This is a genomic window from Bradyrhizobium sp. HKCCYLRH3073 (assembly GCF_051167995.1).
In the GTDB taxonomy this organism is placed as follows: domain Bacteria; phylum Pseudomonadota; class Alphaproteobacteria; order Rhizobiales; family Xanthobacteraceae; genus Bradyrhizobium.
This window is the reverse complement of the sequence record NZ_JBNPUD010000006.1, coordinates 188,237-213,981: the sequence shown is the minus strand read 5'-3', so window position 1 is coordinate 213,981 and position 25,745 is coordinate 188,237. Positions and strand designations below refer to the sequence as shown.

Below are 25,745 nucleotides of genomic sequence, written 5' to 3'. Positions count from 1 at the left end.
TGTGGTGGACGCAAATGATGAATGAAATCACCCGCGCTCGCAAGCGCAGGATCGCGGCAACTAATGGTCGGCCGCGTCGGACGGCAACGCAGGTGCAGCATCGCCACGCGCATGCGGGATGGGATCGAACAGCGCAAACAGGATCAGTCCGGCGATGAAGCCGCCGATATGCGCCTGCCAGGCGACGTCGGCGCCCTCGGCGCCGGGCGTGATGCCGCCGATGCCGAACACGATGTTGACGCCGAACCACACCGCCAGGAAGCCGAGGACCCGCGGATTGCGCAGCGCACGCGACAGCGACAGCGCCGGCACCCTGGCCGCTGCATCGGCATCGCCGCGGGTGAACGACAGGAAGCTGCCGCTCACGAAGGCAAAGCGCATCGCCGCCGCCATGGTGCCGGACACGGAGGCCGAGGCGCCGATCATCGGCGCCAGCGCGTGCTCATGGGTGAGCAGATGAGCCAGCGCACCGGCCGCCGCCGTCACCGCCAGGAACAGATAGAACCTGAGCGCTCCGAAGCGGCGCGCGAGCGCGCTGCCGAACGGCAGCAGCCACAGCACGTTGAAGCCGATATGCGCCAGATTGGCGTGCAGCAGCGAGTAGCTGAAAAAGGTCCAGATCTTTGCCGGCGTGCCGCCGGGAAACGCCCCGTCCATCAGGGTCTGGTCGTATCGTTTCGGGACAAAGGCGAACAGGTCGATGATCCCTGCGTTCCACTCGTCCGGCAGCAGCACGCGCAGATGGATCACCGCGATCAGCAGGATGTAGGCGGTCAGTGCGCCCGGCAGATTGAGGATCGGCTCCCGCGCCTGCTGGAGCGGCGGATCCTGCGTGAGGTCTGACGAGGAGGAATCCAACGGAACGCACGCCTTCGACGAGAGGAACAGATCCGTCAGATAGGCGGCTTTGGCCGGCCTGCGCAAGCGCACGGCGGCAGAGTTGATGTGCGGGGCGGAGGCAGCGGAGGCGAAAGGGCGGCGGATCCGCAAAAAGAACGAGGGAGGGTCCTGAGAAGACCCTCCCTCCGAGACTTGCCGGCCTTTGCCGCGTCCGGAGCGCCCGGGGTTGTTGTCCCCACCCCGCCCCGTCGCGACGACCAGACTTGTTTGACGCCGCCTGCGTGTACCTCACCGTATCGCGGCGGACCTTGCACCGTCCGGCCGCGATCTGATGGACGCATTGTTAACGATCGCCGGGACGCCGCCAAGCTCATCGTTAATTTAACCTTAACGCGCGGAAGGCCGGGGTAAAGCCGGCACGATCGCACCATCGGCATGGACGCTGCACCACCCCTCCTGCGAAAATCAACCAGGGAGGCGCCTGGACGAAAGCGGGACAGCAATGTCCCCCGTGACGTCGAGGGCGCGAGGGGTTACCGAGATGAAACATCCGTCCAATCGCGAGCTCTTCGCCTATTGGAACGACAGGCGCGGCCATGCCAAGGCGCCGGAGCGCTGCGACTTCGAGCCGTCGGCCGTGCGCGAGCTGCTGGGCGACATCTTCGTCCTGTCCTGCGATGCCGACAGCGGCTTTCCGTTCCGCATGGCCGGCACGCGGCTGTGCGCCCTGCTCGGCGGCGACGTCAAGGACCGGAGCTTTCCGGCGCAGTTCGCGCCGGCCAGCCGCCGCGAGATCGAGGAGATCACGGCGGTGGTCTGCGAAGAGACGCTGCCGGCGATCGCCGGCGTGACGGCGCAGGCGCCGGATCGCACGACCGCGCATTTCGAGCTGCTGCTGCTGCCGTTCGCGACCCGCGCGCATGAGCCGATCAGCCTGACCGGCCTGCTCGCCCCGTTCGAGACGCCAAGGGGCGCGCTCGGCCCGCTGGAGATGGTGTCATGGCGCTACATCCATCCGCCGGTCGAGCCGATCGTGCCGCGCGCGCTGCGCAAGCTCGCGCTCGCCCGCGGCCTGATGGTGTATGAGGGACTGCGCTGACTTCCTGCAGATGCGTATCCCGTAAGCCTCGTCGGGGTCCCAGCTCTCTCCCCGTCATTGCGAGCGCATCATCCGGACAAGGCCCGGAATGACGGAGAGAGCCGTCATCAGCGGCAATGCTCGTCTTGCGCGAACAAGATGAACGCCTGCGGTGCTGCGATAACGCTGAATTAACCGTGCAGGACTTAGTTTCAACACTGGATCATCCGGCACGCTAAGAGCCGGCTTTGAGTGGCGAAACATGGCGTTGCCGAACAAAAAACTCTCTCTTCCGGCCGCCGAGGAGCGCCGCCGTTTCCAGCGGGTCAAGGTCCACCTGCTCGGCCGCTACATGCTGCCCGACCGGCGCGAGTTTCCCTGCCAGGTGATCAACATGTCGCCGGGCGGGCTGGCGCTGCTCGCACCCGGCATCGGCAATGTCGGCGACCGCGTGATCGCCTATCTCGACCATATCGGCCGCGTCGAGGGCAAGATCACCCGCATCATCGACAACGGCTTCGCGATGACGATCGGCGCCACCGCGCGCAAGCGCGACAAGCTCGCCGCGCAGCTGACCTGGCTCGCCAACCGCGACATCCTCAACCTGCCGGAGGATCGCCGCCACGACCGTATCATTCCGCGCAACCCGATCGCGGTGCTGACGCTCGAGGACGGCACCAAGATGACCTGCCGCATCATCGACATGTCGCTGTCGGGCGCGGCGATTGCGGCGGAGACCAGGCCGCCGCTGAAATCGCAGGTCATGCTCGGCCGCGTCCAGGCGCGCGTGGTGCGAAATCTCGAAGGCGGCTTCGCGATCGAGTTCATGCACGCCCAGCTCGCCGAAACGCTCGAAGACAGCGTTACCGCGCGGTAAAGCCGCAAGCCTCTGAAATCCCGCAACTTCACGGAGCACACGGCGTCCGCCACCACGGGCGCCGTGTGGCGTTCGGCCATCGCACAGGCAGTCCAGCGCAGTTAATGGTTGGCGGGAAAAGCGCACGGGACCCTGCAACGGCAGCGGTTCCCGGCTTAATGCAGCGCATTCGATTCAACCGCGAATGATTCAAATTTTAGCTAGATTCGATTCAAGTGAAAGTCGAATAAGCCCTTTGTTTTACTTGGATTTGCGTCAAATCCATCGTGGCGATTTAGCGGCAGCGAAAAATCTTTGTGAGACAGATGGTCCCAACGAAAACGGGGGCCAAAATGGTCAAGCGGACGGGACAGGCAACAGGGTGGGCGGTCGCAGCCTTCCTGATGGCGATGGGCGGGATGGCGCATGCCGGTGATGACCGGGTGCTCTATGCGAGCCTGGGCGACACCGCTCGGGCGCCGATCGGCTGGGTCGAGTTCTGCACCGAGACCCCCGAGGAATGCCGCGGCGGCGCGTCGCAGCCCCGCGACATCGTGCTGTCCCAGACAGCCTGGCGCGATCTGCTAAAGGTCAATCGCTGGGTCAACGAGAACGTCAAGCCCATCACCGACATGGACCATTGGGGCGTGGTCGAGAAATGGTCGCTGCCGACGGATGGCTACGGCGACTGCGAGGATTACGTGCTGCTGAAGCGCAAGCTGCTGATCGATGCCGGCTGGCCCCGCGAGGCGCTGCTGATCACGGTGGTGCGCGACAAGAAGGGTGAAGGACATGCCGTCCTCACCGTGAAGACCGACAAGGGCGAGTACGTGCTCGACAATCAGAACGAGAACGTCGTCGCCTGGACCGAAACCGGCTACCGCTTCGTCAAGCGGCAGTCGCAGAGCGACCCGAACGTGTGGGTCTCGCTCGGCGACGGTCGCCCGGCCGTGGCCACCGCCAGCGCCAGATAGCGCTGATCAGAGAGGCGAGACAGGAATTCGAGTTACGCGACCCGGTCACATCCCCACCCCTCCCCGTCCCAGACCGGTTCGCGCGCGGCCAGGCCTCCCCCAAGGCCTGGCCGCAACTTTTTTTGAGCCGGCCGGCGGCGGCTGCAGCCCGACCACACAATCCAAGATCAGCAATGTCTCAAATCGACACGCGAAGATTGATCGCGCCGAGACTGTGGTGCTAGAGTGCCTCTCCTTTAGCGCGAGGCATTGCTATGGGAATGAACCTCGATGCCGTGATCTATTTGCAGCGGAACGGGCATCTGACCGGCAGCAAGAACAGAATTCTCGATATCGGACCGCAGACCATCTATTTCGCGCGCGCCGAGCAGATCATGGAAATCGTCGAGCGCCTGGAGCAGCCGCGTCCCGACGCAATGACCGTTGATCGGCTCGTCCACTTCTCAACGCCGAGAGCGGACGAAAGAACGACGATGCTTTCCGAGATCACGGATCTCGCAAACATCGAATATGAGGCGATCGATGTTTGTCCCGGGCTGAAGAACACCAACATCCTCGATCTCAACTTCGACGAACTTCCTTCGCGACTCCGCGGCCATTTCGACGTGGTTCTCAACTTCGGCACAACCGAGCACATCGTCAATCAGTGGAACTGTTTCGAAGTGATGCATGACGCCATGAAGGTCGGCGGTGTGATCTACCATCAGCTGCCAGCGAGCGGCTACCTCGACCACGGATACTTCTGCTACACGCCGCTCTTCTTCCGAGAGCTTGCCCAGGCCAACGGCTACGAGATCGAGTGCCTCGCAGTCACCCATGCGGGCGAAAACCGGATCGACGCTCTCGGCATCACTTGTCTCGCCGGCGATACGATGTTGAATGAGCCGGCCCATCTCGCCGACAACAATCGCGTCCCCCAGCTCAATCTACACGTCGTCCTGCGGAAGACGATCGACCAGGCGTTCCGCCCCTCGCTCGAGATCGCCACGACCCACGGCCAACTGAGCGAAAGGATGCGAGCGCGCTACAGCGACCTCCTCCAGTTGCAGGATCGCGTCGAGGCGCTCCAGTCGGAGCTCGATAGAACCGTGAGCCCCCGCCTGGTCCGCTGGCTGCAGAAGAACTACGCTCTGCTGCGTGGGAGCGGGCGCGCGCCCGTCCGGCTGCCATAGCGAAAGGTGGCCCGTCGCGGATGCGACGCGTCACAGCGCGCGCCTCCGAGCTGCCTCTCGTCGATCACGATCTGCGTCTTGGACCACGCACGCACGCGCCCCCGGCCGAGCAGAACAACGGTTAGCAAATACCACATGGGTTCGCCATCGCGCGCAACAAAATCGACTTCAGATTGAATTCCGAGTTTGAAGTTCGACGTGTTCCCGCCGGTCGCGGACGGTGAGAGGCACGGCATCGCCGCGCGCAAGGCCGTCTCGATGCGCAACTTTTTTTGGCCTTGCTTTGACGATATGTCGCAGGCGGGGCGCGGCAACGGCCGGCCAACCTTGTTTTCCCTCGACCGTCGGGTTTAGGTTGTCGGCATGATGATGATCCTGCGAAGCGCGACCTTGCTGGCCGCGGCCCTGACCCTGGCGAACTGCTGCATGTCCGGCACGGGCTGCTCGGGACCGCTGGCCTCGGCGGGCACACCTGCAGCCGCGCCGGCGATGGCCGCTACGCCCGCCGTGATTACCGCGCAGCCGACGAGCGCTGCGGCCGACTGGGACGGCCGTGTCGCCGCCTCCGACGCCGACACCGACATGGTGGCCGAGCCGGACATCGGCACGCCGCGCAAAGGCGCCAAGCGGCGTGGCGACTCGCGGGTCGACGTGATGTCCGCGCAATCGAGCTCCGGCTATCGGGGCCGGATGAGCTGGGAGGAGGAACAGGCGGCCGACCTCGCCGACGAGGCCCGCCTCAAGCAGAAGCTCACGATCTGCCGGAACTGCAGCGCAACGCAGTAAGCAATTGTCCGGCCGCCGTTTTCGGCTGGTCGCGACCGCGACCTGGAACCGCGGTGACCGCGCGATTTCGGGCTTGCAGGCCTCGCTTTTGTCGGATTTCCTAATCAAACCTTGACGACATGGTTCGTTCGCCAGATGCACGATTTGCGGGCTCGGCGGACAGCGTTCTCTGCTCGAGTTTTTCGCCTCTCCCAGTTTTCGGGAGGAGCATCCGAAGCTTTTTCAATTTGGGTGGTTTCGTGATGAATCCGGTGACGCGCGACACCAGACGCTACCCCGAGAAGCTCAGCCCGAGCCCCGTCAAGGGCGCCCAGCCGATCGCGCTCGCCGCCGCGACGCTCGTGGTGCTGGTCGCGGGCATCGGCGGCATCATGTTGTGGCGTGCCTATGGCGGCGCGCCGGAAGCCGAGCGCGGCGCGGTGACGCGGCAGTTGCAGGCGCGCACGGTGCAGGCATCCGAGCAATTGGTGGAGAAGACCAAGGGCCTGGAGGCCACCCAGCAGGAATCGATCGATCAGTTGCAGATGATGCAGGAGCAACTGCAGAGCATGCGCCGCCTGCTCGCGGCCCAGCAGGCCGACACCAAGCGGCTGTCGGACCAGGTCTCGACCCTGAAGGACTCCATCGATGGCCTGCGCCAGTCCTTCGCCAGCACGCAGAGCTCGGAGCAGGCCGCGCCTGCTCCACGCAACCGCAGCATCCGCGCCCGCGCCCATGCCAGCCGCAGCAGCCATCGGCATCGTCGCAACCGATCCTGAGACGCCCGGTTCTGACGCCTGCTCGTAGAATTCCCGCCGAATTTTCCCGGGACCCTGTGAAGTGCTTCACAGATTGAAACCGGGAGTCACGCCATCCTGCCTGCACCGGATGGCGAGCCAATTTCAGGATGGCACAGGGCCAATTTCAATATCCGGGGCTGGCAAGGTCGTTGGCGCCATACTGCGCCGACGGCCTTGTTCTTTGTGGCGGCGCGTTCGACCGCCCGGAACGGATCCGACGACCGCGGCTCTCCGGCTGGTGACTTGCTTTTCCCAGCCAATTCTCGGCTCAATGCGCCCTGAAGACGCAGAGGAGCCCCCATGTCCGCCGATCCAGCACTGACGTCCGATGTCATCGGGCTGACCACAGTCGCCCCCTTCTCACGCCGCGGCTTCATGACAGCGTCCGCTGCCGTGACGGCCGGCTACACGCTGGCTGCCGGCCCGGTGCGGGCCGAGGTCGTTACCACCGACACCAATGGTTTGAATGCCGGAGATGCGAAGATCAAGGTCGGCGACCGCGACATGCCGGCCTATTTCGCGCGCCCCGCCAGCGCCAGCAATCCGCCCGTCGTGCTGGTCGCGATGGAGATCTTCGGCCTGCATCAGTACATCAAGGACGTGACGCGTCGTCTCGCCAAGCTCGGCGCGCTCGCCGTGGCGCCGGACTACTACTTCCGCAGCGGGACCGACCTCACCAAGATCACCGAGATCAAGGACCTGCTGCCGATCGTAAATGCCAAGCCCGACGCGGAGCTGCTGTCGGACCTCGACGCCACCGTGGCCTGGGCCAAGTCGCAGGGCGGCGACACCTCGCGTCTCGGCATCGTCGGCTTCTGCCGCGGCGGCCGCAGCGTGTGGGAATATGCGGCGCATAGTTCGGCGCTGAAGGCGGGCGTTGCGTTCTACGGCCCGCTGATCGACCCGCCCAATCCTGCCTGGCCGAAGAGCCCGACGCAGCTTGCGCCGGAGATGAAGGCGCCCGTGCTCGGCCTCTACGGCGAAGCCGACACCGGCATTCCCGTCGCCAGCGTCGAGGCCATGAAGGCCGCGCTCGCCGCCAACAAGAAGACCGCCGAGTTCAAGATCTATCCCGGCGCGCCGCATGGCTTCCACGCCGACTATCGCCCCAGCTATCGCAAGGACGCCGCGGAGGACGGCTGGGCGCAGATGCAGGCGTGGTTCAAGAAATATGGCGTGCTGAGCTGACAGCCGCGGCCCGGGGCGAGCGAACACGGAAGACTGCTCCCGCGAGACTTCCCGCAAGTCGCTGGCCGGCTGTCGCTTGCGCTCGGGCGCCGGACCGGCGGCTGTTAGCGCGGCCGACGATCGTCGCGACGAATCTTCGCCAGCTGCCTGCCGCCCTGCTCGAGCTCCCAGGCCATCCAAACCAGCGCGGCGCCCAGGCTGACGACGACGCCCATGAAGACAAACGTGAGTTCAGGGGATGTGAGTGTGTTCATCATGCCTGGATCCCATGCAAGCGTTGCGCCAGCTACTTCTCCGTTGCCGCTCCGCCGATCGGAGCGGCGACGAATGGTCACGAGATGTCGTTAAAGCGAAGTGACCGGATCGGCCGGCGCGCCTCGCCCAAGCTTCATTCACACACCTCGACGTTGCGATAGCGCCAGCCGTGCGCTGTCCGCACACGCTTGCGCGCGACGTAGCAGCCGCCGAGATCCTCGTAGGTGTACGGGTAGTAGTAGGGATAGCCTCCGTATCCGTAGTAGCCGGGATAGCCAAAACCGAAGCCGAATCCGAGTCCGAAACCCGGGCCAAAGCCATGATGGCCGAAGCCATGATGGAAACCGCCCGGCCCGTGCGCCGACGCCATGCCCGGCATCATTGCCGCCGCAATCACGGCACCCGCCAACAATCCCATCAATCTCTTGCGCATCGATCCGTCTCCAAATTCAAGCGGCATGAGAGCGTCAGTGTACTCGGTGCTCCCAGCCGGAAGTCTCTAAGCCGGATTTGGAACGGCGCGCGGGCAAACCCGCTCACATCTGCGCGATCTCGATGTCGTTGCGTGACGTCTGGAGCGGCGGGCAACATTCAGCAACCGCGACAGATGCTCTTCACCTTCCGGTCGACCGCGTTGTTCTCCTGCCGAATCTGCACATCGGTCGCATCACCGGTACGGTTCGGGCCTGTTGCAGCGGTCCCTCCGTCTCCTCCATGACCCATGCCGATCGTGACAGCGGAATTGCTCGCCCCCGCCCCGCTCGCGCCGGAGCCGGACGATTGCGCCGTGCCCAGGCTGTTAGTCCCGTTGGTACCTGCCGCGCCCGGTTGCGATGACTGTGAGGGATTGCTGCCGCTTCCGGCGGTCCCGGTCGTGCCGGCGCCGGCGGCTCCCGCGCTCGGCGCGCCGCCGCCGCTCGCTCCACCGCCAGCGCCGCCCGCACCGCCGCCACCGCCTTGCGCGAACACCGCAGTGGCCGTGCCGAGGCCTGCAATCACGATCAAAGTGCTCAATGAAAACCTGGCCATGGGACCGTCTCCCTTTACACTTCAACCCGACCGGACGGACCGCGTTCCGGAACGAATGTTGATCGGAGAGGATTGATGGGGCGAGGAGAGCAAGGAGCCGTGCGCAAGCTGATCGCCTTTGACGAGGACACGTTCGACAAGCTCAAGCAGCTGGGCCGCGATCAGATGCTGAGTCTGCAGGACCTCGCCGACGAGGCGTTCATGGACCTGTTCGAAAAGCACGGCGTACCGGCGGATCTGAAGGACGCGCTGCGCAAGAGCGCTGCGGAGGATGGCGATGGCGCAGGCAAGCCTGCGCGCAAACGGAAGAACGAGCCGGACGACAAGTCCAGAAACCAGTCGAAGCCCAAACCGAAACAGAGGAGCAGGACATCAGCATGAGCACCGACCCCGATCCGTTTGAACAGGGCGAGCGCGCCGCGCGCGAGAACATTCCGGCCGAGGCCAATCCCTATCAGGACGGCAGCGAACAGCATGCGCTGTGGGCGAGCGGCCACGAACGTGTCGCCAGCGCAGCGGAGGCAGGCGAATCCGAAGGGACGTGAGGAATCTCCGACAGCTCCATCGGCCGTGATGTCAGCCGATCTTCTTCAGACCCTTGGTGTAGCGCGGTCCCTTGGCGACATAGGCCTTGGCCGCGATGCCCATGCGCTCGACCTGCGCCGGCTCCAGCGTGCGAACGACACGCGCGGGCGCACCGATGATCAGCGCGTATTCCGGAAAATCCTTGCCCTCGGTGATGATGGCGCCGGCGCCGACGACGCTGCCGCGGCGGATGTGCGCGCCGTTCATGATGATCGAGCCCATGCCGATCAGGGCGTCATCCTCGACCGTGCAGCCGTGCAGAATGACGTTGTGGCCGACGGTGACGTTGCGGCCGACGCGCAGCGGAAAGCCGGGATCGACGTGACAGGTGGCATTGTCCTGGATGTTGGAGCTCTCGCCGATCTCGATCCAGTCATTGTCGCCGCGGATCACCGCGCCGAACCAGACCGTGACCTCCTTGGCGAGCTTCACCCGACCGATCACGGTGGCATTGTCGGCAATGTAGTAGTTGCCGTCCGCCGGCAGCTCGGGCGCCTGCCCGTCGAGTTCGTAGATGGCCATCGAGGTCTCCCGTTCGCAGGCGACCTTGGCACAGGCTCCGGAGCGATTTCAAGCAAGCGCCGCGGCGGCGCCCGGCACGGGAACTAGGCCAGCACGCCCGCGGCGCGCAGCGTCATCACCACGAAGGTGCCGCACATCATGCTCCAGAAGCCGGCGATCACGGTCGCCAGCATCACGAACTCGAAGCGACGGCGCTCGATGCGGGCACCGCGCAGCGTGTTGCGCATGATGATGAAAGGCGCGGCGAACACCAGGAATGGCACCGCGGCGAACCGCCGGGGCGTGACGCCCTCCTGCAGCAGCTCGAAGCCCGGCGGACGTTCGGCATAGGCCTGGTAGCCGCTCGCCAAGGCGCCGGCCAAGGCGAAACCGATGAGGAGCGAGAACAGGGAATTGAACGCCTCTGCCGACATCGTACGCACTCACACACTTGCAAAACTGCCCGATGCTGGTTTGGCAAAAAGCGACCGCACCCGCCACATTATCCTTAAGGAAGGGTTAATGGCGGCCGCGGCCGGTGCGCGGCTCCCTGCAGGTAAGTTTCTGCAGAATGCCGCATCGCCGTGGCATAGTCGGCGCTGATTCGGTCCTTGAGATCCCCTGCCCGCCATGACGATGTTTTCGGTCCGCAGTGCCCGCCCTTCGAACGGACATGGCCACGCCGTGCCGATCATCCTGGGCTGCGTGCTGACGGCGGCCGCAGTCGCCCTCGTCGCCTACCTGCTCTGGCCCACCTGGCGCGCCAGCACCTTCAAGGGGCCCGAACGCCTGCCGGTCAGCATCGGCGGCACCGTGTTCAACGTGCCGGCGGCCGCCATCCGGGTGAAGATCCAGCGCCATACGGGGCCGCAGGAGCGCGTCGATCTCGGCTTCGAATATCCCTCGCTCACCCCGCCCGAGGCGCTGCATCACGTCAGCGCCGACCAGATCGACCAGGCGCCGCACCCGATCGATCGCATCTTCGTCTCGATATCGGCACATCACGACGCGATGTCGCCGGAGACGCGACTGAAGACGATCTATCCGCGCTATCTCAATCCGGCTGCCGTGCCGGTGCAGGACGGATTGAGCATGCGAAGCTTCCGCGCGGGCACAGCGTACGACATGGAGGATCTGTTCACGGCCGAGCAGCCTGTGCTGGTCGCCCGCTGCACGCGTGATGCCGCCACGCCGGGCATGTGCCTCAGCGAACGCCGCGTCGAAGGCGCGGATCTGACCTTCAGGTTTCCGCGCGGCTGGCTGTCACAGTGGCAGGACGTCGCCGCGGCCATGGAGCGGCTGACGGCGCAGATGCATGCGGTGAAGTAGTTGGTCGTAGCCCGGATGAGCGCAGCGACATCCGGGTTCTCCGGCACAACGTGTGACCCCGCATGTCGCTTACGCTCATGCGGGCTACGCGATGCGCGCCGTTCTACTTACTCACACGCTCCCCCCAGGGAGTTGACGGTCGGCGGATGAGCGTCGACACCTTGGCGAGGTTCTCGTGAATGCGCCCTCTCCCCTTGTGGGAGACGGCATGGAGGACAGAGCGGCAAACGCACTTGGGTGAGGGGTATCTCGCGACGAGCGCCGCTGGCGGAGAGAGACCCCTCAAGCGAGCCCATTGATAGGCCGGCGTCGCCCTCTCCCACAAGGGGAGAGGGCGCATTCACTGGCACCGCGCCTGATCGTGCATTCTCAAGCGTGGCGAGAGGATCTACTCCACCAGATCGTCTTCCAGGATCGCCATCTGGAATTGGAACGAGCGGTCGTCGTCCTCGTCGTCGACGAACAGAACGCCGATGAACTCTTCGCCGATATAGACTTCGGCGGAGTCTTCCTTCTTCGGCCGCGGCACCACACGGATCTTGGGATTGCCGAACACGCGCTTCAGATACGCGTCGAGCTTCCTGACTTCCTGAACGTCCACGGTGATCTCCAATCGACAGCGAGGTTTGCAGATGATGCGGACGCTACAGCGCGAACGTCCGTGTCCTTATGACTTCGACATTCCGGCCCAAGGATCGAGGCAAGACGAGCGGCGATGTCGAACGCACTGAAAGGGACGCCGTGGATCTCACATTCATTCCGCCAAGACAAACTCAAGACAAACGGCGGATCGTCAAATCCACAGACGCCGATGTGTTGGCACGAATTTCCCTGGATGAGAAGGTCTTGACTTCGCTGTCGACGGAGGCGGTCGCGGCTCAGATCCCGATCGCGTTGATCATCTGATCCATGGTGCGCGACGGCTCCGCACAACCGGCCTCGCCGACGATCTTCGCCGGCACGCCTGCGACGGTGACGTTGTTCGGCACCGGCTTCACGACGACCGAGCCGGCAGCAATGCGCGCGCAATGACCGACCTCGATGTTGCCGAGCACCTTGGCGCCGGCGCCGATCAGCACGCCATGACGAATCTTGGGGTGCCGATCCTCGTTCTCCTTGCCGGTGCCACCGAGCGTCACGCCATGCAGAATCGAGACGTTGTCCTCGATGATGGCCGTCTCGCCGCAGACGAAGCCGGTGGCGTGATCGAGGAAGATGCCGCGGCCGATGCGCGCCGCCGGATTGATGTCGGTCTGGAACACGGCCGAGGAGCGGCTCTGCAGATAGAACGCGAAATCCTTGCGGCTGTTGCGAAACAGCCAATGCGCCAGCCGGTGCGTCTGCAGCGCGTGGAAGCCCTTGAAGTAGAGCAGCGGATCGATGAAGCGCGAGGTGGCGGGATCGCGATCGTAGACGGCGACGAGATCGGCGCGGAACGCATGGCCGAGGTCCGGCTCGGCGCGCAGCGCGTCGTTGAAGGTCTGGCGGATCAGGTCGCCCGACAGCGCGGAATGATCGAGACGGTCGGCGACGCGGTGCACGACCGAATCCTCGAGCCGGCCGTGGTGCAGGACGGTTGAATAGATGAAGGTCGCGAGCTCGGGCTCGCGGCGCACGATCTCTTCTGCCTCGTGGCGGATCCGATCCCAGATCGGATCAAGCGTCGCCAGCTTGCTGCCCTGCTGCGGATTGGTCTGATGCATAGCCATGGCTGCTTCTCGCAGTTTCAGTGGGCGGGACTTATAGCACGGCGCATGGAACGATGTCCTCTGCAGGAGGCGCGAGGCCGGCGATCCATTCCAGCCAGCCTGCCTCCCAGAAAACACGGGATTGAGACATTTTACGTCCCGCCGATGACGTCCCGGTTGCGCCGCCATGCCATTCGGCACCGCGTCGGTTCAAAGTGGGCAGCAGGAACCCGAAATCAAGGTGGGCCTCGGGGAAGCAATCGGTTCCGGCACCTGGGCACTCTGCGGGAGGGCGGAAGGGACGGATACCGGCGGCTGCGGCAAAAAGGAACCACCCGGGGACAGAAGGCCGGCCATTCCCCCGTTCGATCACGGGAGCGGCTTTACCATCCATCGCTCTGCGTCTACTAGTGAATATCGCCCTGACCATATTTCGGCCACGGTGCTCCTGATCGGGGGACACGGGTATCAGTAACACTCAGATCCTGGACGAACGCGCAACCGAGGCCGGATTGGCCTGGCTCCCCGTCATCGTCATCCCGCTCTTCCTCGTCGCGCCGGCGCTATGGAACGGCTACCCGCTGCTGCAGTGGGACACCGGGGGCTATCTCGCGCGCTGGTACGAAGGCTATCTGGTGCCGAGCCGCTCGACCGTGTTCGGGCTCTATCTGCATTTTGGCGAAGGCTCGAGCTTCTGGCTCAATCTCGGCCTGCAGGCGCTGGCGACGCTCTGGATCCTGCAGCTCACCTTGCGCGTGCTGGGGCTGGCCCAGCCGCTGCGCCTGCTCTGGATCGGCCTGCTGCTGATCCTGACCACCGCCCTGCCCTGGCTCGCCAGCATGCTGCTGACCGACATCTTCGCCGGCCTGTCGGTGCTGGCGCTCTACATCATGGTCGCGCACGCACGCCGGATCTCCATGCTGGAAAGATGCGCGCTGTTCGGCTTCGTGGCCTTCGCCTCCGCCACCCACAGCGCCACGCTCGGCGTGCTGTTCGGCCTGTGCTGCGCCGGCTGGATCGGCTATCCCTGGCTGCGCCGGCAGATCGCGCTCTCCGGCCTGGTCCAGGCCAGCATGACGATCGTCGCGGGTGCGGCGATGCTGCTCGCAGCCAACTTTGCCCTGTCCGGCCAGTTCGCGTGGACGCCGGGCGGCACCGGGGTCGCCTTCGGCCGCATGCTCCAGGACGGCATCGTGGCGCAATATCTGAAGGACCATTGCGCCCGCGAGAAGCTGAAGCTCTGCCCCTATCGCAACGAGCTGCCGCCCACCGCCGACGACTTCCTGTGGGGCCACAGCATGTTCGACAAGCTCGGCCGTTTCGAGGGCATGAACGACGAGATGGGCTTCATCGTGAAGCGGTCGCTCGCGGCCTATCCGCTGTGGCAGGCCAAGGCCGCCGCGGTCGCTACCGCCGAGCAGTTGGCGCATGTGGCGACCGGCGAAGGCACCAATGGCTGGCTGCCGCATACCTACGGCATCATCGAGCGCTACATCCCGTCGCAGACGAGGCAAATGCGCGCCGCGCACCAGCAGCATTGGGACATCAATTTCGCCGACGTCAACTGGCTGCACGTGCCGGTCGCGCTGGCCTCGATGCTGGCGGCGGCGGCGATCGCGGCGCACGCGATCTGGCGCCGGTGGCGCGACGATGTGGCTTTGCTCGCCAGCACCGTGACCCTGGCGCTGCTGGGCAACGCCCTGATCTGCGGCGTCATCTCCGGCCCACATGACCGTTACGGCGCGCGGATGGTGTGGATCGCCACCTTCACGGCGCTGATTGCGGCGGCGAGGTGGTTCAGCGGCGAGCGCGTGGACGGCTCGACGGAACGCCTCCCGTAGCCTGCTTGAGCGGCAGCCGAAGCCCAGAGGGCGAAGGCGGGAGCGACACGCGGGTTCACACGCGCCGCTCGGAAAACCCGGGGTCGCTGCGCTCGCCCGGGCTATGGCTTCAGCGCCGTGCCAGAAAGTCGATCACCCCGGCCTTGTAGACCTTGTCGCCGACCGCGCGCATGTGATCGCGATTGGGGATGTCGAGCACTTCGGCACCGGGGATGAGCGCGCCGAGCGCCGGACCCGAGCCCGACACCTCGTCGGCCGTGCCCACGGCCACCAGCACCGGCACCGTGATGCGGCCGGCGTCGTCGCGCGAGATCAGGCCGCGCGAGCCGCGCATGCAGGCGGCCAGCGCGAGGCGGTCCGAGCGGGTCTGGTCGGCGAAGGCGCGGAAGGTCCGCCCCACGGGATCGGTCACGTCGTCGATCGAGGGCGCCTCGAGCGCAATAGCGACGTTCTCGCCGGGACCGCCGCCTTCGATCATCGCCATGCCGATGCCACCGAAGATCGCCGAACGCAGCCGCTCGGGCGCGGTCAGCGCGATATGTGCGGCGATGCGGCCGCCGAGCGAGTAGCCCATCACGTCGGCGCTGGCGAGGCCGAGATGATCCATCAGCGCCGTGACGTCGCTCGCCATCGCCGCGATCGAATACAGCGCGGGGTCGTACAGCTTGCCCGAATCGCCATGGCCGCGATTGTCGAGCGCGATCACTCGGCGGCCGTCCTTGCGCAGCTCGGAGGTCCAGGCCGGGTAGACCCAGTTGACGTTCTTGCTCGACGCAAAGCCATGGACGAGCACGATCGGATCGCCCTCCCCCTCATCGATGAAGGCAATTTCAACGGCGCCGTTGTGAAAGCTCGGCATCGGTCGCGAATCCCGGAACGCTGGAGTGAAGCTGGTCGGACGAAGTCTAGATCATGATGCGATTCCACGGAATCGCATCATGATCTTATCCCTTTGTTTGAGCATGATCTTTTCGGAAAACCGGCTTCCACTTTTCCGGATCATGCTCTAGCCGCAGGACGCGGTTGCGGCCAGTTCGGGAGCGGCGGACGCGGCCTGCATCCGGCGCAGGCGGCGCCGCCGGCTCCGGTCGAGCCAGGCCTGGGTGGCCCGCTCGGTCATCGCCTTCAGCGATGCGACGAAGCTGAGCAGCGTCATCAGCGCGCCGAACAGCCAGAGCGCGAGATTGAATGCCCCCGCGGTCAGCAGCAGCGCGCCGCGGCCGAGCAGCTTCAGGATCGCCCGCGTCTGCCCGCCCTTGGCCTCGGCGAGCCGGGCCGCGCGGGCGATGTCCTTCGGCCCTTCGGCGAGCTTGAGCGAATCCAGCGCGCCACGCGTGCCGGCCTTTTCGGTGATGCGGCCGACATCCTTGGCGAGCCGCACCAGCGCCCCGGCCTTCTCGGCGCGGAACGCCGCCCGGATCGCGGTCGCGGTCTGGCCGGGACGAAGCACCGAGCCCGACGCCACCGCCTGCTGCAACAGCGGCGCATCGACCACCTCGCGCGCCGAGCGTCCAGCCCAGGCGGCGAGCCCCTCGCCGAGCCGGCCGACCTTTCGCGCATCCTTGACCAGCGTCAGCCCTGCCCGCACCGGCGCGGCGGTGCCGGCCGAGGCATAGGTCGCGGCAGTGACGGCAAGGCCGGCCGCGGCCAGGCCCAGCACCAGGCGGTCGGTCTCCTCGCCCATCACCAGATGCTTGCCCTCGCGCACCGCGTCGCGGATGTCGCCGAACACGAAGAGATCGCCCGCCACGGTGCCGGACAGGCTGGCGACATCGTCGGCCTGGCCGGTGACGAGCCCGGTCGCGAACCGCTTGGCAACGCTGGCCGGCGCCTTCTCGGCGGCCGCCGCGTCGCTCACGCGTTGCACCAGCGTGTCGTCGAGTGCCACCTGATGATCCCGCGCGAGCGCAACGAAGCTCTCGGCGAGATCCGGATCGCCCGCTTCGAGCGCATCCTTGATGCCGCTGGTGATGCGCGCCGGATCGGTCTGCAGCACCGAGGCGACCTGAAGCTCCGACAGCCGCGCCGGATCATCCTGCGCCGCCATGATGGCTCCGGCCCCATAGGCGTGCGGCCACACCGCAGCGCCGACCGCGGCGCTGACGGCAAGCCCGGCCAGCGCCAGACTGAGTCCCAGCTTGATTCGCTTCGAGATCACGCCGCCTTCACGTTTTCGCGGGAACGATGCGAAGAGACATAGTAATTTCCGTGCCTGACACAACGGCCTCGACGAAAGAAGGGCTTCTCGGCGGCCCTGAGTTTGTGTCGAATCCACAAGCCACAACATAACGGCGTGCGTTGCATCAAACGCGGGTTCCCAGCACTAGGAATTGGCATCAAGGCTCAGTATGGTCGCGCCGTTTTCGACGCGTGCGGCCGTGCGACCTCAGTCCCGTCCTGTTCCGTCGTGCTGACCGCATACGCTCCCGTTGCCACGCGAGGTAATACCGATGGCCGATAACATCGTCCCGCATTTCAACAACGATGCCGGTGTCCCCGTCATCGAGATCGGCTCGCATGAGTTCATGTGCGTGGGCGCCAATCCGCCGTTCGATCATCCGCACGTGTTCCTCGATCTCGGCAACGACAAGGAGATCATCTGCCCGTATTGCTCGACGCTGTACCGCTATGCGCCGGACCTCGCCGCCGGCGAGGCGCGGCCCCCGGAATGCGTGCTGAAGGACGTCGCCTGATCGGCGTGTCGTGGCATCGCGTACCGTCTATGTGGCGGGAGCCGGGATCGGCGGCCTGACGGCCGCGCTCGCGCTCGCCACCAAGGGCTTCCGCGTCGTCGTGCTGGAGAAGGCCGAACGGCTCGAGGAGGTCGGCGCCGGCCTGCAGCTGTCGCCCAATGCCAGCCGGATCCTGCTCGACCTCGGCCTCGGGCCGCGGCTGACCGCGCGCGCGGTGGTGCCGGACGCCGTCAGCATCATGAGCGCGCGGGCCGGCGGCGAGATCGCCCGCCTGCCGCTCGGCGAGGCCGCGAGCCGGGCAGCGGGCGCACCCTATTGGGTGATCCACCGCGCCGACCTGCAGGCGGCGCTGGCCGCGGAGGTGATGGCGCATCCGGACGTCGAGCTGCGGCTCGGCTGCCAGTTCGAGGACGTCGTCGCCCACGCCAAGGGCCTCACCGTGGTGCATCGCCGCGGCAATGAGCGCCGCCAGGACGTGGCGCTGGCGCTGATCGGCGCCGACGGCGTGTGGTCGACGGTCCGGCACCATCTGTTTCCGCAGGTCCGCGCCGCGTTCTCCGGCCTGATCGCCTGGCGCGGCACGCTCGACGCCCGGCAATTGCCGCGCGAACTGACCGCCGCGCGGGTGCAGCTCTGGATGGGTCCCGCGGCCCATCTCGTCGCCTATCCGATCTCGGCTGGCCGGCAGGTCAATGTGGTTGCGGTGGTACCGGGCACCTGGAACCGGCCGGGCTGGAGCACGGAGGGCGATCCGGGCGAGCTGAAGGCGGCGTTCGCGCCGCCGCGCTGGCCGGCGACGGCGCGGCTGCTGCTCAATGCGGTCGACGGCTGGCGCAAATGGGCGTTGTTCGGCGTCCCCGAAGGCATCGAATGGACCGAGGGCAGCGTCGCGCTGCTCGGCGACGCCGCGCACGCCATGCTGCCGTTTGCGGCGCAAGGCGCGGGAATGGCGATCGAGGATGCGGTGGTGCTGGCCAAGAGCCTGAGCGAGGCGCGCCCGGACGGTCCCGGCGCGATCCCGGCTGCGCTGAAACGCTACGCCAAGCTGCGCCGCCCGCGCGTCGGCCAGGTGCAGCGCACCGCGCGCAACCAGGGCCGGCTCTATCACATGACCGGACCGCTGGCGCTGGCCCGCGATCTCAGCATCAAGGCGCTCGGCCCGCAGCGCTTGTCGGCGCGGCAGAGCTGGATCTACGACTGGCGGCCGTAGGCGGAGAGCGCCGTCTCAGTAGACCGAGCCATCCCGCGGCAGGGTCGACGGCGTGCCCGCACCGGAGGCCATTGGCCGCATGGGCCGCGCCGCCGGCTTGACCGGCCTCCCAGGCTTGGCGGCCGCCGGCTGCGGCGCCGGAGTTTCCTGGCACTTGTTGCGGCGCCAGGCCTCTTCGGCGAACTGGGTCTGGCCTCGGATCGCGATATAGTCGTTGCGATAGGCGACCTCGGCCACCACCGCGCCGCCGGCTCCGGTCTCCGCCTTGGCCATCAGGCCCTGCAGCTCGGCCGCGCGCCCGGCGAGCGCCTTGCGCTCGGCCTCGAGCTGCTTGCAGTCATAGAGCTCGTACTTGGCCGGATCCGCGAAGGCGGTCGACACACTGTCGCTCATGCCGGCGCAGCCCGACAGCAGCGATCCCACCCCGAGCAGTCCCGCGGCCAGCGCGACGCGAAGCCGATCGCTGGTCATGCAGCCCCGATCGTGCAGCGGCCGCGAGCCATGGGGTCGATCTTGGGCTCGATCTTGGGCCGATCGGCCGCGGACATCGGCCCGAACGGCGGCAGCGTTCGCCTCTGCGATGGTCTTCGGATTCGTCACGCTCACCTCGCCCGACGACTGGTCCGCAAGGCATGCGGATCCGAATCGTTTTCTCGTGATGGGTCCGTGCCTTACAACGGCCGCTTCGTCCATGTCTTGCACCAGATGATCCCAGACCTGACAAAGCGCTTCAGCGCCAAGGCAATCTCAAAGCAGCTGGTGACGGCCGGATTGAGGCTTTACCAAGGCGCTCGCGCTGGCTTAAGCAGAGGATGAGCTTTGGAGTCAAAGTGCAACTCGTCCGGCGTCGCCGGATGATGCGTCAGGTCTCCAAGATCAAAGCGCGGACGTGGCGGAATCGGTAGACGCAAGGGACTTAAAATCCCTCGATGGCAACGTCGTGTGGGTTCGAGTCCCACCGTCCGCACCAGCCCTGTGCACGCCTCGCTCGACTGCCCTGCCCGGCTCAGTTCAGCGCCGCCAGCCGCTCCAGCTCGGCGAGATCGGTGACCTCCAGCCTGCCCTCCGCGATCGTCAGGATCTTGCGATCGCGAAACAGCGCGAGCACGCGGCTGACATGGACCGAGGTCACGCCGACGGCGTCGGCGATGTGCTGCTGCTTCAAGGGAAACGGATAGCGGTGGTGCTGGACCACGCCGTCCACCGCGACCCGCCGCATCAGGCTGAGCAGCAGATGCGCGATCCGGCGCTCGGCCGGACGCTGGCCGAGTACGGTGATGAGCTCGTAGGAGGCCCGGCCGTTGTCGCCGAGCGAGCGGAACACCTCCATCATGACCAGCTCGTCGGCACGGCACTGCTTGCGGACCTCCTCGCCATCGAGCCGGCTGACCTGGACCTGGGTCAAGGCCTTGGCCGAAAAGCTCATGCCTTTGGCGAAGATCGCCGCCGGCGAGAAGATGTCGCCCGGCAGCAGGAAGCGCAGGATCTGGCGGCCGCCATCCGACAACTGGATGTAACGGAATGCCCAGCCGCTGCAGAGCACGAGCACGTCGTCGCGCGCCTCGCTCTGGCATTTGATCTGCTGGCCGGCCCGGACGCTGAAGAACTGCTGATTGAGCCGCGGCAGCGCCGACTGCGCCCGGCAGGCCCTGAACAGCGCGGCACAGAATCCGGAATCGACGTGGGTGCAGGAGACGCAGCAGCCGGCGAGATCGGGTTCTGATCGCAGCATCAAGGGGTGCGCGCGCTTCCGTCCCGCCGACCCGGATTCGTCATCCGGTCATCGGGACGCTGTGGCGGTCGATCGGGGGCGGCGGATGCCGAAGCCTTCGACCTGCGTCGCAGCTAAAATGGAACCGGTCCGCAGCGATATAACCTGGATTAATCATGCGGCTGAAAGTCGCCCATCCGTCCCGACGGCCGTCGCAGCGCGACACCCGAAGCATGATCGACGCCGCTTGGCCTACGCCGCCTGCGCTCGCGCCGTCAGCTCCGCCATGGTGGTGGACTTGAAGCTCGGCCGCGCCTCCAGCCGCTCGATCCACGCGACGAGATTGGGATGGCCGGCGGTCAGCTCCGCCCATTCCGGCGTCAGCGACAGGAAGCTCGCCTGCGGCGCGGCCTGCAGATCGGCCAGCGACAGATGATCGCCGACCATGAACGGCTGCTCGCCGAGCAGCCGCGACAACTCGGCGATGACCGCCCTCGCCTGCGGCATCGCGCGCGCGATCGCAGCTTCGTCGGTGGTCGTGCCGAAGAATTGCGGACCGACGATGCGCTGGAAGAGGATGACGTTGCATACGCCCTGGAACAGGTACCAGTCGCTGATGTTCATCACCTGGTCCATGCGCGCGGCCTTCCGGACATCCACGGGCGTCAGGGCCGGCTCGGGCAGCACGCGGTCGAGATAGCGCAGGATCGCCTGGGTCTCGTACAACACGAAGCCGTCATGCGCGAGCGCCGGCACGCGCCCGAAGGGATGACGCGCCAGATGCGCCGCAGTCTTGGAGTCCCCCGGCGCCATCGCCGCGAGCCGATACGGAACGCCTTTCTCCTCCAGCGCGATCAGCACGCTGCGCCCAAACGGGCTTCCCGGCACGGAATGGACGACGAACTCGGACATCACGATCTCCCCACGCTGATGATGAACTTCTCACACCGGCGGCCGCTCGGCCTCGGCCACGAAGCACTGCAGCAGCCCCGGCCAGCCGCCGTCGACGTCGCGGCGCATCGATGCGCCGGCCTCGCTGCCCATGGTCTCGAACTTGTGGTGCAGCAGTTCGACCCGGGTCGCGTCCGGGCCCTCGGCCACGAACTGCACGTCGACCTCCGAGCGCATCGCGGCATCCGGCTTCCACTGCGCATCGACCTGCCACAGCATGATGAAGCGATGCGGCGGCTCCCACAGCGTGATCGTCGCGACCGTGGTCGCCGTGCCGTCCTCGGCGATCTCGAGCCAGTGGCCGCCGAGCTTCGGCTCCAGCAGCACCTTCTCGATCGGCTTGCGGCCAACCCCATGCGTATGCGGCCACCAGCGCGTCAGGCCGCGCGTGAACACGTCGAAGGCATGATCGATCGGCGCCCGGACATGGACAAGCTTCCGGACCGGCGCAATCACGGCACCCTCACTCATCGATCCTCCCTTTCGTCTGCCGATGCGTGCGCTCCGCCTCGATCTTGAAGGCGAGCAGCGCGTCGTCCCAGAAGCTGTCGAGCCAGTCGCGCAGCTCGGCCAACCCCTCACGGCGCAAAGCGTAGATGCGCCGCACCCCCTCGCTGCGTTCCTCGACCAGGCCGGCATCCTTCAGCACCTTCAGATGCTGCGAGACGGCCGGCCGCGACACCGGCATTCCCGCCGCAATCGCGTGGACCGGGCGCGGCCCGCCGCGCAGCCGCTCGAACACCTCCCGCCGCGTCGGGTCCGCCAAAACGTTCAGCGCCACTTCGTAAGTCATGACTTACTGTAAGCCAATACTTACCAAACTGTCAAGGATGCCGGCTCGACGCGGAACACGAGAGTCTGATCCAGCAGATCTCGCCACCGCCGGTTGCAGGGAGAAACCCGCCGTTAACCACAACCGAACCACGGTGGAACCAACGGCTGCCGGCGTTCCGAGTCGATCACCTGCGTGCGACGTTCCGAGGCCAGCCGGGGCTCGCCATCAATGAGAGGCACGATGCTGGGATTCCGCAGCCGAAAGAACGAACCGTCGGATGCCCCGCCCGCCCCCGACACGGACGCACACGACGCCTTCCAGGACACGCTGGCGCGGTGCCTGGGCGACTGGGCGGACGGCAGGCTCAACCGCGATGTCGCTGATGTCGACGCTACCGCGCTACGTGCCAGGCTCAAGCCGCAACTGATCGAGGCCATCCATCGCCTGGGCATCGCGCTGGCCACCCGCGCCTCCCAGGACCTGGATTCCATCGTCGACCTCTGCATCAACAGCAACGAAGCCTCGATCAGCGCGGCGCGCCTGATCGGCGCCTCCAACAATCAATCCGAGCGCTGCCAGAGCCTCGCTTCGGCCTCGGTGGAGATGCAGGCCTCCGTGCACACCATCCGGGCGACGTCGACCCAGGCTGCAGCCGAGGCCGCCGCGACCCGCCAGGCCGTCGAGGACAGCGTGACCGCGGTGCGGCGGACGTTGCAGACGATGAACGGCATCGCCAGCTCCGTGCGCGACACCTCGGCAAAGATCGCCGATCTCAGCGCCGCCTCCGCCGAGATCGGATCCATCGTCGGCACCATCGACGCGATCGCCAACCAGACCAACCTGCTGGCGCTCAATGCCACCATCGAGGCGGCGCGCGCCGGCGAGTTCGGACGCGGCTTCGCCGTCGTTGCGGCCGAGGTCAAGAACCTGTCGCAGCAGACGACCAAGGCGACGGAGGACATCAAGGGCCGCATCGAGCGGCTGCAGGGCGAGATGAGCGGCATCGTCGAGGCCATGGCCGGCGGCGCCAAGGCGGTCGAGGTCGGCATGTCCGAGATGGACGATCTGGCGCAGGCGATCGATCAGGCCGGCACCCGGACCGCGGTGGTCAGCACCAAGATGGACGAAATCTCCGGCATTCTCGCCGAGCAGTCCGCCGCGACCGACGAGGTCGCACAGGGCATCACCATCATCGCCGATCTCGCGACCGCCAATGCCAACGAGGTGATGTCGCTCGCGGACACCATGGGCAAGACGGACGCGAAGGTCGGCAAGATGCTGGGCGAGATCGCCAAGCTTTCGCTGGACCACCAGGTGGTGAGACTGGCCAAGGCCGACCACGTGATCTGGAAAAAGCGGCTGGTCGACATGTCGGTCGGCCGGCTGCAACTGCGCGCCGACGAGCTCTCCGATCATCACACGTGCCGGCTCGGCAAATGGTACTATGGCGAAGGCGGCCAGCGCCTGGCCGGAGATCCGGCATTCCGCAACCTCGAGCGCCCGCACGAGGCGGTGCACCGCCACGGCAAGGAAGCGGCGCGGCTGTTCAGCTCAGGGCACATCGAGGAAGCGCTCAATGAGATCGGCCGGGTCGAGGTCGCATCCAGCGAGGTGCTGGCGGCGCTGGACCAGATCAAGGCGTGATTGAAGATCGTCGTTCCGCGTGAGATGCGTAGCCCGGATGAGCGCAGCGACATCCGGGCTACGCATCTCACGCACGGCGGTGGCGAACCCGCATGTCGCTGCGCTCATGCGGGCTACACGACCTCCGCTACTCGCTCTTCTCGACGTTCCAGAACACCGGCACGGCCTGCCCTTCCAGCACGCCGGTGATCGACTTGCGCCAGGCGCTCGGCATGAACCATTGGCCGAGCGGCACGTAGATCACCTGATCGTAGACCTCCTGCTGAATCTGGGCGGCGATCCGCTTCTGGTCCTCCGGCTTGGTGGCCTTGGCGAAGGCGTCGCGCAGCTCCTCCATCTTGGGATCGTCGGGCCAGCCGAACGGGCTCTTCTGGCCGCGCGCGCCGACGAAGGTGCTGCCGATCGGATTGCCGGAGTCGGCGATCACCGAGTTGGTGAAGAACATGTTCCAGCCGCCCTCCTTCGGCGACTTCTGGCTGGCACGCCGCGTCACCACGGTCTGCCAGTCCGTCGTCTGCAGATCGACCTTGAACCCGGCGGCGCGCAGGAGCTGCGCAGCGACCACCGGCTGCGCCTTCAGGGTGATCGCATCGCCCGGCGCGAGGATCACGACGGGCGTGCCGTCATAGCCGGCCTCGGCCAGCAGCTTCTTGGCCTGCTCCATGCCGTTGCCCTTCACCAGCGTCTCCGAGCCGACGTCGGATTCGAGCGGCGTGCCGCAGCCGAACACGGCGCCGCAGATCGTGTAGTACTTGGCGTTGCCGACCAGCGCGTCGAGCACGTCCTTCTGGTTCAGCGCCAGGAACGCCGCACGGCGGATCTTCACGTTGTCGAACGGCGGAAACAGGAAGTTCATGCGTCCCAGGGTCTGGTAGCCGAACTTGTTCAGCACGTTCATCGACAGATCGGGATTGCCGGCGAGCACCGGCTCGAGGTCGAGCGGCGGGAATTCCATGAAGTCGATGTCACCGGCCTGCAGCGCGTTGACGGCCGTCTGCGCATCGGGCATCGAGACCCACTCGACGCGATCGACCTTCACCACCTTGCCGCCGGCCGTCCAGCTCGGCGGCTCCTTGCGCGGTACGTAGTCGGTGTTCTTCTCATAGACCGCCTTCACGCCCGGCTGGAATTCCACCTTGACGAACTTGAACGGTCCGGAGCCGATCTGCTCCGAGATCTGCTGGTTCGCGGGCGTCTCGGCGAGACGCTTCGGCATCATGAACGGTACGTAGGACGACGGCTTGCCGATGGACTCCAGCACCAGGCCGTACGGCTGCTTCAGCTTCAAGGTGATGGTCTTGGCGTCGGTGGCCTCGAGCGAGGCGGTCGCCTCCATCAGCTTCTGGCCCATGCTGTCGTTGCGGCTCCAGCGCCTCAGCGAGGCGACGCAGTCCTCGGCGGTGACATCAGTGCCGTCGTGCCACTTCAGGCCGTCGCGCAGGGTGAAGGTGTAGGTCAGCTTGTCGTCGGAGACCTTCCAGTCCGCCATCTGCGGCTGGACCTGAAACTTGGCGTCCGTCCCGAGCAGGGTGTCGTACACCATGTAGCCGTGGTCGCGTGTGATGTAGGCCGGCGTGAACACGGGATCGATCACGCGCAGGTCCGAATGCATCACCGCCGTGATCGTCTTCTTGCCGGCGAAGGCCTCGGTCGTGACGCCCGCCATCGACACGGCCATGACCGAAGCGACGAACCATGAAACGAGCGCGGATGCGGTCCGGCGCGGAGTATGTGACATGCGATCTCTCTTGGCGTGAGCTTCCATCCGGGGGCCCTGACACCGATCAAGGCCTGACGAGGCGTCCTGCGTCGCGTCTGCAAACGCTTCAGCAAACAGTCTCGGCGAGGAGACTTGCAGCA

31 protein-coding genes and 1 tRNA gene are annotated in these 25,745 nt (G+C 66.1%); 16 read left to right on the top strand and 16 right to left on the bottom strand.

Annotation, left to right across the window (positions count from 1 at the left end):
- Nucleotides 1–60 precede the first annotated feature (60 nt).
- The gene (locus tag ACQR1X_RS16780; protein WP_316176998.1) at nt 61–858 is read right to left on the bottom strand and encodes a rhomboid family intramembrane serine protease; all 798 of its coding nucleotides are present in this window, start codon (nt 856–858) and stop codon (nt 61–63) included.
- A gap of 523 nt (nt 859–1,381) precedes the next feature.
- Here ACQR1X_RS16780 and ACQR1X_RS16775 point away from each other — a divergent pair.
- The 8 genes from ACQR1X_RS16775 (at nt 1,382) to ACQR1X_RS16740 (ending at nt 7,673) form a co-directional block, all read left to right on the top strand.
- A complete protein-coding gene (locus tag ACQR1X_RS16775; protein WP_316176996.1) occupies nt 1,382–1,939 on the top strand; it encodes a PAS domain-containing protein in 558 nt (185 codons plus the stop codon).
- 241 nt (nt 1,940–2,180) lie between these two features.
- The gene (locus ACQR1X_RS16770; protein WP_315801062.1) at nt 2,181–2,795 is read left to right on the top strand and encodes a PilZ domain-containing protein; all 615 of its coding nucleotides are present in this window, start codon (nt 2,181–2,183) and stop codon (nt 2,793–2,795) included.
- Between the two features lie 332 nt (nt 2,796–3,127).
- Nucleotides 3,128–3,748, top strand: a complete 621-nt coding sequence (locus tag ACQR1X_RS16765) for a transglutaminase-like cysteine peptidase (RefSeq protein ID WP_316215995.1) — start codon at nt 3,128–3,130, stop codon at nt 3,746–3,748.
- Between the two features lie 260 nt (nt 3,749–4,008).
- Nucleotides 4,009–4,920: a hypothetical protein gene (locus tag ACQR1X_RS16760; protein ID WP_434899234.1), complete on the top strand. Its 912-nt coding sequence runs from the start codon at nt 4,009–4,011 to the stop codon at nt 4,918–4,920.
- 186 nt (nt 4,921–5,106) lie between these two features.
- Nucleotides 5,107–5,274, top strand: coding sequence for a hypothetical protein (locus tag ACQR1X_RS16755; protein WP_434899233.1), 168 nt, complete (start codon nt 5,107–5,109; stop codon nt 5,272–5,274).
- A gap of 9 nt (nt 5,275–5,283) precedes the next feature.
- Nucleotides 5,284–5,706, top strand: coding sequence for a hypothetical protein (locus ACQR1X_RS16750; protein ID WP_434899232.1), 423 nt, complete (start codon nt 5,284–5,286; stop codon nt 5,704–5,706).
- 242 nt (nt 5,707–5,948) lie between these two features.
- Nucleotides 5,949–6,464, top strand: a complete 516-nt coding sequence (locus ACQR1X_RS16745) for a hypothetical protein (protein WP_315801066.1) — start codon at nt 5,949–5,951, stop codon at nt 6,462–6,464.
- Nucleotides 6,465–6,860: 396 nt separating this feature from the next.
- Nucleotides 6,861–7,673 (top strand): dienelactone hydrolase family protein, encoded by an 813-nt coding sequence (locus ACQR1X_RS16740; protein ID WP_434874302.1) that lies wholly within the window; start codon nt 6,861–6,863, stop codon nt 7,671–7,673.
- A gap of 104 nt (nt 7,674–7,777) precedes the next feature.
- On the opposite strand, the gene ACQR1X_RS16735 is transcribed toward ACQR1X_RS16740, so the two are convergent.
- From ACQR1X_RS16735 to ACQR1X_RS16725, 3 genes are all read right to left on the bottom strand, one after another.
- Nucleotides 7,778–7,930: a hypothetical protein gene (locus tag ACQR1X_RS16735; protein ID WP_315801393.1), complete on the bottom strand. Its 153-nt coding sequence runs from the start codon at nt 7,928–7,930 to the stop codon at nt 7,778–7,780.
- 131 nt (nt 7,931–8,061) lie between these two features.
- Nucleotides 8,062–8,361, bottom strand: a complete 300-nt coding sequence (locus ACQR1X_RS16730) for a hypothetical protein (protein WP_315801068.1) — start codon at nt 8,359–8,361, stop codon at nt 8,062–8,064.
- A 158-nt stretch (nt 8,362–8,519) separates the two neighbouring features.
- Nucleotides 8,520–8,957 (bottom strand): hypothetical protein, encoded by a 438-nt coding sequence (locus ACQR1X_RS16725; RefSeq protein WP_434895354.1) that lies wholly within the window; start codon nt 8,955–8,957, stop codon nt 8,520–8,522.
- Nucleotides 8,958–9,032: 75 nt separating this feature from the next.
- Between ACQR1X_RS16725 and ACQR1X_RS16720 the strand changes: the two genes are divergently transcribed.
- Nucleotides 9,033–9,338 carry a hypothetical protein gene (locus tag ACQR1X_RS16720; RefSeq protein WP_434895353.1) on the top strand — a complete coding sequence of 102 codons (306 nt, stop codon included), beginning with the start codon at nt 9,033–9,035 and terminating at the stop codon, nt 9,336–9,338.
- Nucleotides 9,335–9,502, top strand: coding sequence for a hypothetical protein (locus ACQR1X_RS16715; RefSeq protein ID WP_315801071.1), 168 nt, complete (start codon nt 9,335–9,337; stop codon nt 9,500–9,502). Before ACQR1X_RS16720 ends, ACQR1X_RS16715 begins: the two co-directional genes overlap by 4 nt.
- Nucleotides 9,503–9,533: 31 nt before the next feature.
- Here ACQR1X_RS16715 and ACQR1X_RS16710 read toward each other — a convergent pair whose 3' ends face one another.
- Entirely contained in the window at nt 9,534–10,064 is a 531-nt protein-coding gene (locus ACQR1X_RS16710) for a gamma carbonic anhydrase family protein (protein ID WP_315801072.1), read from the bottom strand.
- 83 nt (nt 10,065–10,147) lie between these two features.
- Nucleotides 10,148–10,477 (bottom strand): DUF6949 family protein, encoded by a 330-nt coding sequence (locus ACQR1X_RS16705; protein WP_009027540.1) that lies wholly within the window; start codon nt 10,475–10,477, stop codon nt 10,148–10,150.
- A 196-nt stretch (nt 10,478–10,673) separates the two neighbouring features.
- On the opposite strand from ACQR1X_RS16705, the gene ACQR1X_RS16700 reads away from it, so the two are divergent.
- Nucleotides 10,674–11,372: a hypothetical protein gene (locus tag ACQR1X_RS16700; protein ID WP_315801073.1), complete on the top strand. Its 699-nt coding sequence runs from the start codon at nt 10,674–10,676 to the stop codon at nt 11,370–11,372.
- Nucleotides 11,373–11,760: 388 nt separating this feature from the next.
- Here ACQR1X_RS16700 and ACQR1X_RS16695 read toward each other — a convergent pair whose 3' ends face one another.
- The gene (locus ACQR1X_RS16695) at nt 11,761–11,973 is read right to left on the bottom strand and encodes a DUF3126 family protein (RefSeq protein WP_006611186.1); all 213 of its coding nucleotides are present in this window, start codon (nt 11,971–11,973) and stop codon (nt 11,761–11,763) included.
- 277 nt (nt 11,974–12,250) lie between these two features.
- Complete coding sequence (gene cysE, locus ACQR1X_RS16690) at nt 12,251–13,081, bottom strand: serine O-acetyltransferase (RefSeq protein ID WP_434895352.1); 831 nt, start codon at nt 13,079–13,081, stop codon at nt 12,251–12,253.
- A gap of 491 nt (nt 13,082–13,572) precedes the next feature.
- Between cysE and ACQR1X_RS16685 the strand changes: the two genes are divergently transcribed.
- Entirely contained in the window at nt 13,573–14,901 is a 1,329-nt protein-coding gene (locus ACQR1X_RS16685) for a hypothetical protein (RefSeq protein WP_434899231.1), read from the top strand.
- 109 nt (nt 14,902–15,010) lie between these two features.
- On the opposite strand, the gene ACQR1X_RS16680 is transcribed toward ACQR1X_RS16685, so the two are convergent.
- Nucleotides 15,011–15,760: an alpha/beta fold hydrolase gene (locus ACQR1X_RS16680; protein WP_434899230.1), complete on the bottom strand. Its 750-nt coding sequence runs from the start codon at nt 15,758–15,760 to the stop codon at nt 15,011–15,013.
- A 147-nt stretch (nt 15,761–15,907) separates the two neighbouring features.
- Entirely contained in the window at nt 15,908–17,059 is a 1,152-nt protein-coding gene (locus tag ACQR1X_RS16675; protein ID WP_434899229.1) for a hypothetical protein, read from the bottom strand.
- Between the two features lie 292 nt (nt 17,060–17,351).
- On the opposite strand from ACQR1X_RS16675, the gene ACQR1X_RS16670 reads away from it, so the two are divergent.
- Both ACQR1X_RS16670 and ACQR1X_RS16665 read left to right on the top strand, forming a co-directional pair.
- The gene (locus ACQR1X_RS16670) at nt 17,352–17,594 is read left to right on the top strand and encodes a zinc-finger domain-containing protein (protein ID WP_315714692.1); all 243 of its coding nucleotides are present in this window, start codon (nt 17,352–17,354) and stop codon (nt 17,592–17,594) included.
- A 10-nt stretch (nt 17,595–17,604) separates the two neighbouring features.
- Nucleotides 17,605–18,804, top strand: coding sequence for an FAD-dependent monooxygenase (locus ACQR1X_RS16665; RefSeq protein ID WP_434892395.1), 1,200 nt, complete (start codon nt 17,605–17,607; stop codon nt 18,802–18,804).
- Nucleotides 18,805–18,819: 15 nt separating this feature from the next.
- On the opposite strand, the gene ACQR1X_RS16660 is transcribed toward ACQR1X_RS16665, so the two are convergent.
- Nucleotides 18,820–19,275: a hypothetical protein gene (locus ACQR1X_RS16660; protein WP_434899228.1), complete on the bottom strand. Its 456-nt coding sequence runs from the start codon at nt 19,273–19,275 to the stop codon at nt 18,820–18,822.
- A gap of 412 nt (nt 19,276–19,687) precedes the next feature.
- On the opposite strand from ACQR1X_RS16660, the gene ACQR1X_RS16655 reads away from it, so the two are divergent.
- Nucleotides 19,688–19,774: transfer RNA gene (locus ACQR1X_RS16655), tRNA-Leu, on the top strand.
- 36 nt (nt 19,775–19,810) lie between these two features.
- Here the strand turns inward: ACQR1X_RS16655 and ACQR1X_RS16650 are convergent.
- The 4 genes from ACQR1X_RS16650 to ACQR1X_RS16635 form a co-directional block, all read right to left on the bottom strand.
- Nucleotides 19,811–20,536 (bottom strand): Crp/Fnr family transcriptional regulator, encoded by a 726-nt coding sequence (locus ACQR1X_RS16650; RefSeq protein WP_315801078.1) that lies wholly within the window; start codon nt 20,534–20,536, stop codon nt 19,811–19,813.
- Between the two features lie 231 nt (nt 20,537–20,767).
- A complete protein-coding gene (locus tag ACQR1X_RS16645; RefSeq protein ID WP_434899227.1) occupies nt 20,768–21,427 on the bottom strand; it encodes a glutathione S-transferase family protein in 660 nt (219 codons plus the stop codon).
- A gap of 30 nt (nt 21,428–21,457) precedes the next feature.
- Nucleotides 21,458–21,937 carry an SRPBCC family protein gene (locus tag ACQR1X_RS16640; protein WP_434899226.1) on the bottom strand — a complete coding sequence of 160 codons (480 nt, stop codon included), beginning with the start codon at nt 21,935–21,937 and terminating at the stop codon, nt 21,458–21,460.
- On the bottom strand, nt 21,930–22,259 hold the full coding sequence (locus ACQR1X_RS16635; protein ID WP_315801081.1) for an ArsR/SmtB family transcription factor: 330 nt from the start codon (nt 22,257–22,259) through the stop codon (nt 21,930–21,932). Before ACQR1X_RS16635 ends, ACQR1X_RS16640 begins: the two co-directional genes overlap by 8 nt.
- Before the next feature lie 222 nt (nt 22,260–22,481).
- On the opposite strand from ACQR1X_RS16635, the gene ACQR1X_RS16630 reads away from it, so the two are divergent.
- A complete protein-coding gene (locus ACQR1X_RS16630) occupies nt 22,482–23,885 on the top strand; it encodes a methyl-accepting chemotaxis protein (protein WP_434899225.1) in 1,404 nt (467 codons plus the stop codon).
- A 127-nt stretch (nt 23,886–24,012) separates the two neighbouring features.
- Here ACQR1X_RS16630 and ACQR1X_RS16625 read toward each other — a convergent pair whose 3' ends face one another.
- Nucleotides 24,013–25,623 carry an ABC transporter substrate-binding protein gene (locus ACQR1X_RS16625; RefSeq protein ID WP_434899224.1) on the bottom strand — a complete coding sequence of 537 codons (1,611 nt, stop codon included), beginning with the start codon at nt 25,621–25,623 and terminating at the stop codon, nt 24,013–24,015.
- Nucleotides 25,624–25,745 lie beyond the last annotated feature (122 nt).

Bases quoted from the DNA above. Each gene is read 5' to 3' on its own strand.
- ACQR1X_RS16775 (WP_316176996.1), top strand. From the start codon at position 1,382: ATGAAACATCCGTCCAATCGCGAGCTCTTCGCCTATTGGAACGACAGG.
- ACQR1X_RS16770 (WP_315801062.1), top strand. From the start codon at position 2,181: ATGGCGTTGCCGAACAAAAAACTCTCTCTTCCGGCCGCCGAGGAGCGC.
- ACQR1X_RS16765 (WP_316215995.1), top strand. From the start codon at position 3,128: ATGGTCAAGCGGACGGGACAGGCAACAGGGTGGGCGGTCGCAGCCTTC.
- ACQR1X_RS16760 (WP_434899234.1), top strand. From the start codon at position 4,009: ATGAACCTCGATGCCGTGATCTATTTGCAGCGGAACGGGCATCTGACC.
- ACQR1X_RS16750 (WP_434899232.1), top strand. From the start codon at position 5,284: ATGATGATGATCCTGCGAAGCGCGACCTTGCTGGCCGCGGCCCTGACC.
- ACQR1X_RS16745 (WP_315801066.1), top strand. From the start codon at position 5,949: ATGAATCCGGTGACGCGCGACACCAGACGCTACCCCGAGAAGCTCAGC.
- ACQR1X_RS16740 (WP_434874302.1), top strand. From the start codon at position 6,861: ATGACAGCGTCCGCTGCCGTGACGGCCGGCTACACGCTGGCTGCCGGC.
- ACQR1X_RS16735 (WP_315801393.1), bottom strand. From the start codon at position 7,930: ATGATGAACACACTCACATCCCCTGAACTCACGTTTGTCTTCATGGGC.
- ACQR1X_RS16730 (WP_315801068.1), bottom strand. From the start codon at position 8,361: ATGCGCAAGAGATTGATGGGATTGTTGGCGGGTGCCGTGATTGCGGCG.
- ACQR1X_RS16725 (WP_434895354.1), bottom strand. From the start codon at position 8,957: ATGGCCAGGTTTTCATTGAGCACTTTGATCGTGATTGCAGGCCTCGGC.
- ACQR1X_RS16720 (WP_434895353.1), top strand. From the start codon at position 9,033: ATGGGGCGAGGAGAGCAAGGAGCCGTGCGCAAGCTGATCGCCTTTGAC.
- ACQR1X_RS16715 (WP_315801071.1), top strand. From the start codon at position 9,335: ATGAGCACCGACCCCGATCCGTTTGAACAGGGCGAGCGCGCCGCGCGC.
- ACQR1X_RS16710 (WP_315801072.1), bottom strand. From the start codon at position 10,064: ATGGCCATCTACGAACTCGACGGGCAGGCGCCCGAGCTGCCGGCGGAC.
- ACQR1X_RS16705 (WP_009027540.1), bottom strand. From the start codon at position 10,477: ATGTCGGCAGAGGCGTTCAATTCCCTGTTCTCGCTCCTCATCGGTTTC.
- ACQR1X_RS16700 (WP_315801073.1), top strand. From the start codon at position 10,674: ATGACGATGTTTTCGGTCCGCAGTGCCCGCCCTTCGAACGGACATGGC.
- cysE (WP_434895352.1), bottom strand. From the start codon at position 13,081: ATGGCTATGCATCAGACCAATCCGCAGCAGGGCAGCAAGCTGGCGACG.
- ACQR1X_RS16680 (WP_434899230.1), bottom strand. From the start codon at position 15,760: ATGCCGAGCTTTCACAACGGCGCCGTTGAAATTGCCTTCATCGATGAG.
- ACQR1X_RS16670 (WP_315714692.1), top strand. From the start codon at position 17,352: ATGGCCGATAACATCGTCCCGCATTTCAACAACGATGCCGGTGTCCCC.
- ACQR1X_RS16660 (WP_434899228.1), bottom strand. From the start codon at position 19,275: ATGACCAGCGATCGGCTTCGCGTCGCGCTGGCCGCGGGACTGCTCGGG.
- ACQR1X_RS16650 (WP_315801078.1), bottom strand. From the start codon at position 20,536: ATGCTGCGATCAGAACCCGATCTCGCCGGCTGCTGCGTCTCCTGCACC.
- ACQR1X_RS16645 (WP_434899227.1), bottom strand. From the start codon at position 21,427: ATGTCCGAGTTCGTCGTCCATTCCGTGCCGGGAAGCCCGTTTGGGCGC.
- ACQR1X_RS16640 (WP_434899226.1), bottom strand. From the start codon at position 21,937: ATGAGTGAGGGTGCCGTGATTGCGCCGGTCCGGAAGCTTGTCCATGTC.
- ACQR1X_RS16635 (WP_315801081.1), bottom strand. From the start codon at position 22,259: ATGACTTACGAAGTGGCGCTGAACGTTTTGGCGGACCCGACGCGGCGG.
- ACQR1X_RS16630 (WP_434899225.1), top strand. From the start codon at position 22,482: ATGCTGGGATTCCGCAGCCGAAAGAACGAACCGTCGGATGCCCCGCCC.
- ACQR1X_RS16625 (WP_434899224.1), bottom strand. From the start codon at position 25,623: ATGTCACATACTCCGCGCCGGACCGCATCCGCGCTCGTTTCATGGTTC.